The 10,867-nt window shown below is 66.0% G+C and carries 8 protein-coding genes and 1 tRNA gene; 1 reads left to right on the forward strand and 8 read right to left on the reverse strand.

Annotated elements, in window-relative coordinates:
* Window positions 1-56: 56 nt before the first annotated feature.
* From Pla175_RS23075 to Pla175_RS23110, 8 genes are all read right to left on the reverse strand, one after another.
* The gene (locus Pla175_RS23075) at window positions 57-1,019 is read right to left on the reverse strand and encodes a family 43 glycosylhydrolase (RefSeq protein ID WP_145291206.1); all 963 of its coding nucleotides are present in this window, start codon (window positions 1,017-1,019) and stop codon (window positions 57-59) included.
* A gap of 243 nt (window positions 1,020-1,262) precedes the next feature.
* Complete coding sequence (locus Pla175_RS23080) at window positions 1,263-2,762, reverse strand: nucleoside hydrolase-like domain-containing protein (protein WP_145291208.1); 1,500 nt, start codon at window positions 2,760-2,762, stop codon at window positions 1,263-1,265.
* Between the two features lie 196 nt (window positions 2,763-2,958).
* Window positions 2,959-3,534, reverse strand: coding sequence for an HdeD family acid-resistance protein (locus Pla175_RS23085; protein ID WP_145291211.1), 576 nt, complete (start codon window positions 3,532-3,534; stop codon window positions 2,959-2,961).
* Between the two features lie 170 nt (window positions 3,535-3,704).
* Window positions 3,705-5,255: an arylsulfatase gene (locus tag Pla175_RS23090; protein WP_145292275.1), complete on the reverse strand. Its 1,551-nt coding sequence runs from the start codon at window positions 5,253-5,255 to the stop codon at window positions 3,705-3,707.
* 580 nt (window positions 5,256-5,835) lie between these two features.
* Window positions 5,836-6,432: an ATP-dependent Clp protease proteolytic subunit gene (locus tag Pla175_RS23095; RefSeq protein WP_145291212.1), complete on the reverse strand. Its 597-nt coding sequence runs from the start codon at window positions 6,430-6,432 to the stop codon at window positions 5,836-5,838.
* Between the two features lie 120 nt (window positions 6,433-6,552).
* On the reverse strand, window positions 6,553-7,179 hold the full coding sequence (locus Pla175_RS23100) for a ClpP family protease (RefSeq protein ID WP_145291214.1): 627 nt from the start codon (window positions 7,177-7,179) through the stop codon (window positions 6,553-6,555).
* A gap of 128 nt (window positions 7,180-7,307) precedes the next feature.
* Window positions 7,308-8,810, reverse strand: coding sequence for a trigger factor (gene tig, locus Pla175_RS23105; RefSeq protein ID WP_231954580.1), 1,503 nt, complete (start codon window positions 8,808-8,810; stop codon window positions 7,308-7,310).
* Window positions 8,811-9,039: 229 nt separating this feature from the next.
* Window positions 9,040-9,112 (reverse strand) — tRNA-Gly (locus Pla175_RS23110).
* A 270-nt stretch (window positions 9,113-9,382) separates the two neighbouring features.
* Here Pla175_RS23110 and Pla175_RS23115 point away from each other — a divergent pair.
* Window positions 9,383-10,618, forward strand: a complete 1,236-nt coding sequence (locus Pla175_RS23115) for an Lpg1974 family pore-forming outer membrane protein (RefSeq protein ID WP_145291219.1) — start codon at window positions 9,383-9,385, stop codon at window positions 10,616-10,618.
* The last annotated feature ends 249 nt before the right edge of the window (window positions 10,619-10,867 follow it).

Genomic DNA, 10,867 nt, shown 5'->3' on the forward strand with positions numbered 1-10,867 from the left:
AAGTAAGTAGTAGGGGCCGCCTGCGGGCGGGTGGTTGTGGTCTGGGCCGCGCTGCGTTAGTCCCAGGCCAAGCGCGCGATGCTCACCCCGCGGTGGGGCCACTCGACGCTCGAGATGTACCAGTCGCCCTGTTCGTCCTGAAACACTTCTGGCGCGTGGGCATTGAGGGTGGTCACCAAGGCGCTGTGGTCGAAGTTCAGCGGGTCGTCTGACTGGTAGACATAGGTCGTGTGTTGATAGGCGCCCTGCAGCGTCTCGCGGTCCCACACGCCGTTCCAGCCGCAGACGAACAAGTAAAAGGTGTTGTTGTGGCGGACGATGGAGGGGGACTCCGGGTCGACCCCCTCCTGCATGGTGCGGATCGGCTTGTGCCGCCGCCATGCTTGGAAGTCGGTGGAGGTCGCCACCTGCACCCCCTGCTCGTTGCAGGTGACTAGGTAGTAGGCGCCGTCCCAAAGCAACAGGCTGGGGTCGCGCCCGCTGGGGGTGTCGCCCAGAGGTCCCTTAGGGGTCCACGCGTGCAGGTCGTCCGACACCGCGTAGCGGATGGGCGTGGGTCCGTACACCATGTGGTAGAGGCCGCGGCGGCGGACGATGCAGGGGGCGTGGTTCGCCGCGATCTCTCCCGGGCGGTCGGCCGGCGGCAGCACCTTGGGCAGGTCGCGCCAGGCGCCCTCCCGCAGGGACTGCTTCAGCGTCCCCGCGGGGGCGACGGCGTGGAACGATTGGTTCTCTCCGAGGTGGATGTTCTCGAGGTCGGTGATCGGATGGGTGATGCCCAGCGCGTGCCAACGCCCCGACGCGTCGCGCACAAAGCAGTGGTCGTTGGGGACCCACTCCTCGTAGCGCCGGCCGGCGATCAACTCCCCAACGCTCGGCCCCGGGAACACATCGCCCGCGGGCTTGTAGACGTTGACATACTCCCCCTCGATCCTGGGGACCAGCACGCCGGAGCCGGTCGCCTCAGGGGGCGCGGCCATACAGAGCCACAAGAGGGCCGGGGCGGCAAGCGTGAACATCGGGTCGAGCCTCGCGAGGGTGCAAGTGTGGCTGGCGGTCGATGGCCTGGATCGCGTGCGCCGCACCGGTCCGCAGCACTAGCAGCAGCGTCGCAAGCAGCACGGCTGGGGCCAAGCGGGAACAAAGCGGTTCTTCATGGCGGACGGACGTGTTGAGGAAGAGATGCATCGACGGGGCGCAGTCAAACTCTAATCACGGCGCCGGGCGGTTTGCAAGCAAGCAGGGGCCGGCGGCGCCGCCAACTAGGGGGCGACTTCGATCACCACGCGTCGGTAGTCCCACAGCGACGCGATGGGGTTTTCGTCGCTCAGCTCCAAGACCAAATGGATCTGCGTGCCCGCGGCGCCGGTCGGCACGTGCAGCGTCGCCCGGGCCGTGGGGGCGCCGTCGATGTAGACGCGTCCCGCGTAGGTCCCCGCTTCTTCGTACTGGCGCCACGCGTAGTTGAGCGGGTCGTCGTCGGGGTCGGTGCTGGCCGACGCGTCGAACGTCAGCGTCTGGCCCGGCTTGGCCGTGACGTGCAGGATCGCGTCGGAGGCGTCGCCGTCGACCGCGGCCACCGGGTGGTGGTTCGCCCCGTCGAACGGCGCCACGCACCAGTCCATCCGGCACTGCAGGTTGGCCAGCATCGCCCGCCGCCACCGCCACACGGGCACGTAGTCGCCGTGCAGCGTGTCTCCCGTTTCGGGGTCGGTCCAGACGTCGCTCGCTTCGCGGTAGACGCCGAAGGGGACGTTCTGCCGCTCGTCGCGGCGGATGTCGGCGTGGCGCGACCAGAAGTTTTCGGCCTTGTCAGCCGTGAAGCGTCCCCCCCAGCCTCCCCACGACGGGTGGTCGATGTCGAACAGCCCGCGGTTCACCGGCCCCAGCCAGGGGATGGTGCCGCCCCCCTCCATGAAGGCGAGCCCGCCGCCCCCCATACGGCGTTCTGGGTAGAGCTCGCCAAGGGCGCCGTGGCCGGTGCGGACGTGCTCTTTCAGCCAGGCGTGCTGACCTGCCGCCGAGTAAGGGAAGGGCCGCCACTTGTGCGGGCCCAGGTTGACGGCGGTGTCGCCGTCGCGGCCCCCCGGGCCCCCGAACGCGTAGGTCTGGTAGTTGCTGCGGATCCAGTGGATGGCGGGGAACGTGTGGCAGATCCACGCGCCGGCGTTGTCCTGGGCGCCGTTCTCGAACACCCGCAGCTTGGCGACGAGGCGCTCGAACTGCGCCGGGTCGTCCGCACAGTCCTCTTGCAGGTCCCGCAGCGTCTGGGCCAGCGTGTTCGAGCCGGCGTTCACCACTACCCACAGCGGGCGCGGGTCGTCACGCAGCAGCGCTCGCCGGAGCGCATCGGAGCCGGGGCTCGACTTTCCCTTGCCCACCGCGGCCACGCCGTACTTGGGCTGCCCGTCGCAGACGATCGCGTGCAGCCGGTCGGGCTCGGGCCACCCCTGGGCGTGCAGGCGCAGGTTCGGCAGCACCCGGGCGTAGCCGTCGATCAGTTGGTGGAACAGCTCCGGGTGGAGCCGGCGCCGGTACTCCTGCTTCGAGTCCTCACGCAGGTACTTGCCCGTCACGGCGATCAGGGCTTCGGGCTCGAACTCGTTGCAGTTGACCAGCATGTGGGCCATCTGCTGCTCTTCGTCCGGCTCGTTCCCCATGTCGGCGAGGATGGCGACGCGCGTGCGCGGCTGCGCGTCCGCGGCGCCGATCCAAAGCAGACAACACACCCCCGCCACGAGCAAAAGCGCTGCTGATCGCATCTCGAGAAGCCTCGCTAGAGAAGAGAAAGACGCCCCCGCGCCCGGCGGCCGGGGCCTCGTTGGCTGCTGGGCCTCGAACTCTGTCTACTTGATCGCGTCGGTGACCGCAAAGGGGCGCTTGGGCTGGCACGCCGCGTCGACCGATGAGATCGAGTCGCGCCCTGCCTCGAACGGCTCGACGCCGTGGCCCCCCCCGCTAGGCCGCCGCCGGGCCGCTCTTGGCCGCCAGCGCGAACATCACCCACGAGAAGCCGCGGAACAGCAGCACCACCGCGATGAACGTGCCGATCACCCACTGGGTAGAGCCGGGCCACTCAACCGCGATCATCACGCCCAGCACGATCGAGATCAGCCCGTCCACCAGCGCCCATCCCCAGTTGGGGTACTGCAGCGCCAGGGCGCTGATGGCCCGGAACAGGCCGGTGGTCAAGAACAACGCCGCCAGCAGCATCGTCAGCCCGGCCGCCGCGGCCACCGGGTGCGCAACGATGAGCACGCCGACGACAACGTTCAGCACCCCCACCAGCAGTTGCAGCAGGAACCCGCTCCACTTTCTGGCCGAGAAGGCGACCACGGTCTCAAAGACGCCGCCGATGACGACGATCCAGCCGAACATCATCGACCACACCACGGCCGTCACCGCCGTGGCGCCCAGCGCCGCCATCCCGAGCAAGATCAGCCCGACGCCGAGCGCCAAGAACCAGCCCCATTTCCGGCGGACGTTCTCGATATCGATGGCGGGGACCGTGGCTGCTGGGGCGGGTGAATCCATCGTGGGTCCCTCGTGTCGGTTGGCTGAAGAGTCGAGTCTTCCAAAGGATAACGGAGCGCGGCGGTTACCCACAGTGGCTCGCACGGGCGGGCCGGACTTGTCCGGCCCGCCCGCGATGCGATCCACGGCTCAGTAGGCTCGCGCCGGCCACATCATGGCGCGACACGGCGTTATTTGCTGCCGGCGTTCTCCTGTAGGCTCTTCATCACCTCGTCGAGGTTGAAGCTATCGGCCTTCTGCCGCGGTGGGTACTCCTTGAACGTCTCCAAGAACTCGCCCACGTAGGCCTGGGCAGGAACGAGCAGGTAGACCCGCTTGAACAACCAGTCGTAGTAGGTGTTCGACGTGATGTTGGCCCGTTCGTACGGGTCGGTGCGCAGGTTGAACAACAGCGGAACGCGCAGCGTGGTGAACGGTTCGGCCCACACCTGCAGGGTGCCCGGCACCCGTTGTTCCATGAACAGCAGCTTCCAATTGTCGTAGCGCAGGGCCGCGACCTGTTGTTCGTCGGTGCAGTAGAGGAAAGACTCCCGCGGGCTCTCGTCCGTTTCGCCGGTGAGGTAGGGCGTGAGGTTGTACCCGTCGAGGTGAATCTTGTAGTTCATGTCCCCGACCTTGTAGCCCTTGAGCAGCTTCTGGGTGACGTCCGGGTCGCCGGCCATGGCGAGCAGCGTCGGGAGCCAGTCGAGGTGCGAGACGATCCCGTTGGCCACCGAGCCCGGCTTGATCTTGCCCGGCCACTTGACCATGCACGGGATACGGTAGGCGCCTTCCCAGCTAGTGTTCTTTTCGTTGCGGTACGGGGTCATCGCGCCGTCCGGCCAGGTGTTCATGTGCGGGCCGTTGTCGGTCGAGTACATGACGAACGTGTTGTCCTCGATGCCGGCGTCCTTGATGGCCTGCAGCACCGTGCCGACGTTCTTGTCGTGGTCGATCATCACGTCGTGGTAGGTGCTCTGCCACTGACCCGCCTGGCCGACGCTTTCTTCCTTGGGGTGCGTGAAGGCGTGCATGTGGGTGAAGTTCACCCAGAGGAAGAAGGGCTTGCCTTCGGCCGCCTCACGCTTGATGTAATCGGCCGACCGCTGGGCGATGTCGTCGTCGATGGTCTCCATCCGCTTGCGGGTCAGCGGGCCGGTATCCTTGATGGATTGCTTGCCGACCTTGCCAAAACGCGGATCAACGGTGTCGTCCACCGTGTCCGTCGCTTTGCATTCGAGCACGCCTCGGGGGCCGAACTTCTTTTTGAATTCTGGATCCTTCGGATAATCTACGTGCTCTGGCTCCTCCTCGGCGTTCAGGTGGTAGAGGTTGCCGTAGAACTCATCGAAGCCGTGGACGGTGGGCAGGTACTCATTGCGGTCGCCCAGGTGGTTTTTGCCGATCTGGGCGGTGGCGTACCCTTGAGCCTTGAGCAGGTTGGCGATGGTGGGGTCTTCTTTCTGCATCCCGGCCTTAGCGCCCGGCATGCCGACCTTGGTCAAGCCGGTGCGCATGCCGTGCTGGCCGGTGATGAACGACGCTCGACCGGCGGTGCAGCTCTGCTCGCCGTAGTAGTCGGTAAAGATCAGCCCATCGTTGGCGATGCTGTCGATGTTGGGGGTCCGGTACCCCATCACTCCGCGGGTGTACGCGCTCACGTTCGACTGCCCGATGTCGTCACCCCAGATGATGACAATGTTGGGCGACTTGCCTCCTTCTTGGAGGTTGGCCGAGACCATCAGGTTGTGGTCGGCCAGACGCTTGGCGTCTTGTTCGGATACAGCCGGCGTGGCGGCGCTGGCGGCGGCGGCAAGCCAACCGACCGTCAGCACGGCGAGCAGGGTTCTAGTGAGCATCGTGTGGTTCTCCAGGGCTACGGGGGCCAGAAAGCAAGAAGGCCGCCGGTTCGACGGGCCGATTCGGTCAGGGACGAGCGTTAGATCAAACAAGCGGCGGTAAGCACAGCCAAGCGTGGATGCCTGGGGGGCGTGCGCCGGCGTAGCGCAGCCTGCTCCTAGCAGCTTACCCCGCGTAGTCCCTGCGGGGGGGCCAGAAACGTGGTTCTTATACGCTCAGGGCCCGGACGCCTAAGTCATACACGGCCTTTGGCCCGTGTCAAGAAAAACCGCCCAAATTGCCGCAGTTCGCGACAGGGGCGAAAACCTGGGCCCAGAGCGTTTGCGCACCCAAGGACGCACGCCAAGCTGCCGCCGGCGGAGTCTATGGAACCGCCACCCGGCCCTACCCCGAACAAGCCGCTATCCCTCAGCGCAGCAGTCACGCGCAGCGAGGCGACGGCGCGCCCGCGGGGCGGCCCGGCTACTTGGCTTCCGGCCCCATGCTCTCGACGATCTTGTCGATCAGCCGGTACTCGAGCCCCTCGTCCGCGCTCATGAACTTGTCGCGGTCGGTGTCCTTCTGCAGCTCTTCGAGCGTGCGGCCGGTGTGGCGGGCGAGGATCGTGTTGAGGCGGTCCTTGGTCCGGCGGTATTCGGCCGCGTGGATCATGATGTCCTCGGCCGTGCCCTGCATGCCGGCCAGCGGCTGGTGGATCATGATCCGGCTGTTGGGCAGCGCGTGGCGCTTGCCCGCGGCGCCGGCGGCCAGCAGCACCGCGCCCATGCTGGCGCACTGCCCCAGGCAGTAGGTGGCCACGTCGCTGGTGACAAACTGCATGGTGTCGTAGATCGCCATGCCGGCGGTCACGCTGCCGCCGGGGCTGTTGATGTAGAGGTGGATATCGCTCTTGGGATCGTCCGACTGCAGGAACAGAAGCTGCGCGACGATGTTGTTGGCCACCTCGTCGTTGATCTGCGAGCCGAGGATAATGATCCGGTCTTTGAGCAACCGGCTGTAGATATCCATCGCCCGCTCTTCGCGGCCGCTCTTCTCGATAACGTAAGGAATGAGGGGCATGGGGGTGCAATCCGCTTGCGTTAGTGGAATTCTGAATCGGAGCAAGCGATGAGTTATGAACGATGAATGATGAATGTCACTTCCATTCATCATTCATCATTCATCGCTCATCGATTCACATCACTCCTCGTCTTCGGCGCTCGTGCCCGGGGGCTTGGTGAGGATGTCGTCGACCAGGCCAAACTCTTTCGACTCGCTCGCGGTGAGGTAGTAGTCGCGGTCGCAGGCCTTGAGGATGTCTTCGACGGTCTTGCCGGTGTGGCCGGCAAGGATCTGATTGAGCGTCTCGCGGGTCTTGATGATCTCGTTGGCCTGGATCTCGATGTCCGAGATCTGCCCGCCGACGCCGCCGTGCGGCTGGTGGATCATGACCTTGGAGTGGGGCAGCGCGAACCGCTTGCCCTTCTCGCCGCCGGCCAGCAGCACGGCGCCGCCGCTGGCGGCCAGGCCTACGCAGTACGTGGCGACCGGGCAGGTGACCATCTGCATCGTGTCGTAGATCGCCAGCGTGGAGGTCACGCTCCCGCCGGGCGAGTTGATGTAGAAGTGGACGTCCTTGCGGCGGTTCTCGCTCTGCAGGTAGAGGAGCTTCATCACCAACTCGTTGGCGTTGCCGTCGTAGATCTCCCCCTGCAGGAAGATCACGCGGTTCTCCAGCAGCAGGTCCCCAAGGGTCATCTGCCGCTGACGCTGGTAGTCACGCGCCGCCCGAGGGGCGGAGGCGCCCGAGTATTCTTCTAAGCTCATAGCGGCAATCCGTTAAATTAAGTTTTGTAGGACGGGTCGAGCGAGCGTAAGCGAGCGCTGACCCATCGATTCACCGAGCCGCATGATGGGTCAGCGTCCGCCCGCGGCGGCCTCGACCCATCCTGCTGCTAACCCTTCTCGTACCTCGGCTTGCCCGGCTCCTCGGGGCCCTGGTCCTCGTGGGCCTCGGGGATCGCCTCGGCGCCGCGGCCGCCGGCGGCAACCGGGATCGCTTCTACCTCGTTCTTGGGCAGCTCGTACGGCTCGTCCTTGAACTTGGCCTGGCTCTGCACCAGTTCGAGCACCTTGCGCTCGATCACCTGGTTGCGGAGGATGTCCATAAGCCCACGCTTCTCGAGTTGGGCCCGCACTCGGCGGGGCGACTCGCCCGACTGCATGCTCATCAGCATGATTTCAGCGTCGTAGTCTCCCTCGTCGACGTCGAGGTTCTGGTCCTCGGCGATCCTCTCGAGGATGAAGTGCTCCTTGAGCGCGGCGGCGGTCGAGGCGCCGCTGTTCTGACGCAATTCGTTCTCGCGCGCCCGGATGGCCGCCTCGCTGAACCCGGCGCGGCGGAGCTCCATCACGGCCCGCTCTAGCTCACGCGAGCTCTGCCGCTTCAGCAGCCCCGGCGGCAGCTCCCAGTCGGCCGACTCAACCAGTAGCGCCGTGATCTGCCGGCGGGCGATCCGGCCCTGCTCGTACTCCAACTGGCGGCTGAGGTTCAGCTTCAACGCCTCGCGGAACTCTTCTTCGGTCTTGTAGCCCCCCAGCTCGCCGAGGAACTCTTCGTCCAGCTCAGGGAGCTTCAGCTTCTTGACCTCAAGCACATCGAACTCGACCTCGACCTCCTTGCCGCGGAGCTCCGCGTTGGGGGCGTCGTGCGTCAGCTTCACCGAGAAGGTCTTCTTGTCGCCCGCCTTGGCGCCGACCATCGACTTGGCGAAGTCCTCGATCCGGCCGTCGGAGAAGCTCAGCACCGGGCGGACGCGGACCATCCGCTCCTCGTCGCGGGCCACCACTTCGCCGTCGACGCGGGCGACGGTGTTCACCGTCACGTAGTCCCCCTCGGCCGCGGGGTCGTCGCTGGGGACCAACTGCCCGTAGCGCGAGATCTTCCCTTCCAGGTGCTCGTCGATGTCGGCCTCGCTGAACTCACGCACGGGGCGGTTGAGCTTCAGGCCGCGCCACTCGGGGAGCTCGAACTCGGGGCGGACCTCGACGTCGAACTCGAACGTCATCGGCCCCTCGTCGGGGAGCTCGACCGCTTCGAGGTCGAAGTCCGGGTCGCTGATCGCGGCGAACTTCTGCTCTTCGCTGATCTGGGTCAGGCTGTCCATCAACAGCTTCCCCTTCACCTGCTCTCCCAGCTCGCTCTTGAAACGCTGCTCCACCAGCTTGCGGGGCGCGCGGCCGGCGCGGAAGCCCGGCACCGTGGCCATGGGCATCATCTCGCCGATGGCGTCGTCGAGGTAGCGATCGATGTCGCCCCGCGACACCGAGACGGAGATGTGCCGTTCGCAGGCGGACGGGCTCTCGACCTGAACCTGCAGCTCTAGCGGCTGGGTTTCTTCTTCGCCCTCAACGCCGTCTTCCAACTCGGCGGTCAACGCGTCGTCCTGTTTCGCCATCACTTCCAACCCTTCTACTGAGCGGTGATCTCTAGAAAACTGCGCGTTGTTGCCGGCTCGCCCCGCCCGCCAACCCTCCGTGGAGGGCCGCTGGCCGGAAGAGCCTATCCGCAAGAACAGGCCTACCCGGCCGACAGACGCCGCCAAAAAACAGCGGCCCACGAAGGGCTTCGAGGCTTTGCGGACCTGCCGGCCAAAGCCTCAAACGCCCGGCGCGGGCCGAGGAAAGAGCGGGTGATCGGATTCGAACCGACGACAACGACGTTGGCAACGTCGTGCTCTACCAACTGAGCTACACCCGCCTGCGGGGGACGATGCCCCCGTCGAACCTCAGATTATAGGGCTGGCAGACTCGGCATCAAGGGGAAGAATCGGCGCCCGCCCGCAAGAGGCTCTGGAGGGGCCAAAACCGGCTCTCCGGGACGCCCCACGACCCATTCTTTCCGCAAAACCGGCAAACTCGACTCATCCCTACCCGAGCGGTTCGCCGAACTATCCCAAAGACAGAATCTCGGTGCGTCGGCAAGGGGGTTGCCGCACCGGTTTTGATTCTGCTTTGGGGGGGAATCCAAATGTCTATTTCGCTTGCTGGCGCCGGTGCGCGCCGACTTCTGCTTTCTGGCTTGCTGGCCGCTCTGGCCGTACCCGCGTCTGCCGGCGACATCGCCCAGGCTTTTGAGTTCGGCGGCGCGCCTCAGATCCGCCAAACCGCGGGCGGGTACGCCGTTCGGGACGAGCAGTGCCTCGACCCCAACGTGCAGATGGCCCAGTGCCAGTCGTGCCCGATGAACTACGACCAAGGGATGAGCTACGACCAGGGGATGGGCTGCGAGTCGTACATGGACTGCGGAGAAGGGGTCTGCTGCGGCGACCCGTGCTGCATGCCCTGCTGCCCGCCCCCCGCGAAGCGGAGCTTCGTGTTCGGCGAGTTCCTCATGCTCCGCCCCACCGACGGCGATGTCGCACACGCCCAGCAGCAGGACGGCCTCGGCGGCGCAGGCACCGTCCCGTTTGGCACGATCGGCACCGCCGACATTGAGTACGCCCCCGGCTTCCGGGTCGGCGGCGGGGTTTGTGTCGGCCCCTGCTCGGCCATCACCGCTTCCTACACTTGGTTCGAGTCGAACGACTCCAGCGCCCTGACCGTGCCGAACATCGCGGGTGGCGGCGGCGCTGTCGGCTCGCTGGTTCAGCACCCGGGCGCCGCGCTGACCGCCTCGACCGGGCCGGTGACCGCCAACTACGGCGTCGATTTCCAGCTCGCCGACGTGATGTTCCGCGACGTGCTGCTGAGCAAGAGCTGGTGCGAGCTGAACTACTCGGTCGGCGCCCAGTACGGCAACATCGAGCAGGATTTCATGCAGAACGGCGCCTTCGGCGGCGGCGGCGCCGGGGCCAAGGAAACCCGCACCAACATCGAGTTCCACGGCGGCGGCATCAAGGCCGGCCTCGATGGGGAGCGTTTCCTTGCCCGTGGCCTGCGGGTGTACGGCAAGCTGAACGGCTCGCTGATGAGCGGCCGGTTCAACACATCCTACCGCCTGCAGAACACGTCGACGACCGCTGACCTGGCGATGGCCGACTGGAAAGACAACCGCGCCATCTCACTGGTGGAGTGCGAGCTGGGCGTCGCCAAGGTGTGCTGCGACGACCGGATCCGCGTGTCTGCGGGCTACTTGTTCCAGCAGTGGGGCAACTTGGTCACCACCAGCGACTTCATCCAAGGCGTCCGGAACGACAACTACACCGACCTGAGCGATTCGCTGCGGCTGGATGGCTTCACCGTGCGGGCCGAGGCCCGCTGGTAACCACCCGAACGGGGGGGTGAACGTCCCCCGCTTAGAGACGCGGCGCCAGGATCTCAATCGGCCCATCGCCCCCTGCGGAACAATCCGCAGGGGGCTTTTTATTTGCGTAAACCTAAAACAATGCTTGCATTGCCCAGCTTACCCCCCTTATATTGCGGCCCGCCGAAGCTTGCGGTGGGGGGCCCCGCAGTCGCGATTCTCCTCTAAGCACCGCTGCGGTCAGGTTCCGCTAGCGCCCACGGACGGGCC

Origin of the sequence: Pirellulimonas nuda (assembly GCF_007750855.1) — a bacterium.
GTDB lineage: Bacteria > Planctomycetota > Planctomycetia > Pirellulales > Lacipirellulaceae > Pirellulimonas > Pirellulimonas nuda.

Coding starts and splice junctions, on each gene's coding strand:
- Pla175_RS23075 (WP_145291206.1), bottom strand. CDS start 1,019: ATGTTCACGCTTGCCGCCCCGGCCCTCTTGTGGCTCTGTATGGCCGCG.
- Pla175_RS23080 (WP_145291208.1), bottom strand. CDS start 2,762: ATGCGATCAGCAGCGCTTTTGCTCGTGGCGGGGGTGTGTTGTCTGCTT.
- Pla175_RS23085 (WP_145291211.1), bottom strand. CDS start 3,534: ATGGATTCACCCGCCCCAGCAGCCACGGTCCCCGCCATCGATATCGAG.
- Pla175_RS23090 (WP_145292275.1), bottom strand. CDS start 5,255: ATGGTCTCGGCCAACCTCCAAGAAGGAGGCAAGTCGCCCAACATTGTC.
- Pla175_RS23095 (WP_145291212.1), bottom strand. CDS start 6,432: ATGCCCCTCATTCCTTACGTTATCGAGAAGAGCGGCCGCGAAGAGCGG.
- Pla175_RS23100 (WP_145291214.1), bottom strand. CDS start 7,179: ATGAGCTTAGAAGAATACTCGGGCGCCTCCGCCCCTCGGGCGGCGCGT.
- tig (WP_231954580.1), bottom strand. CDS start 8,810: ATGGCGAAACAGGACGACGCGTTGACCGCCGAGTTGGAAGACGGCGTT.
- Pla175_RS23115 (WP_145291219.1), top strand. CDS start 9,383: ATGTCTATTTCGCTTGCTGGCGCCGGTGCGCGCCGACTTCTGCTTTCT.